Consider the following 553-nt stretch of genomic DNA (forward strand, 5'->3'; position numbering starts at 1 on the left):
CAATATTCCCCACTGCTGCCTCCCGTAGGAGTCTGGGCCGTATCTCAGTCCCAGTGTGGCCGAACACCCTCTCAGGCCGGCTACCCGTCGTCGCCTTGGTAGGCCACTACCCCACCAACAAACTGATAGGCCGCGGGCCCATCCCTGGCCAGAAAAACCTTTCCACACACAGACCATGCGGCCATGCGTCCCATCCGGTATTAGACCCAGTTTCCCAGGCTTATCCCAGAGCCAAGGGCAGGTTACCCACGTGTTACTCACCCGTTCGCCGCTCCGTACCCAACCCCAAAGGAGCCGGGCCGATCGCTCGACTTGCATGTGTAAAGCACGCCGCCAGCGTTCGTCCTGAGCCAGGATCAAACTCTCCATCAAGGACCAAACAACACCCACCCACCCACACAAGGGCAGACAGGCACAATCCTCAAAAAAATCCCAGCAAAAACCCCACAAAAAATGCAGAGCCCACAAAAATAACAAACTGGCAAAAATAAAGTAAGTCAGCACACTGTTGAGTTCTCAAGAATCGGACACACACAAAGCGCAACCGATGCTG

1 rRNA gene is annotated in these 553 nt (G+C 55.5%); it reads right to left on the minus strand.

Features of this window, described 5'->3' with window-relative positions:
* Positions 1 to 372: ribosomal RNA gene (locus DPM12_RS22720) — 16S ribosomal RNA — on the minus strand; the annotation flags it as partial.
* Between the last annotated feature and the right edge of the window lie 181 nt (positions 373 to 553).

It is taken from the genome of Phytoactinopolyspora halophila (assembly GCF_003287285.1).
GTDB lineage: Bacteria > Actinomycetota > Actinomycetes > Jiangellales > Jiangellaceae > Phytoactinopolyspora_A > Phytoactinopolyspora_A halophila.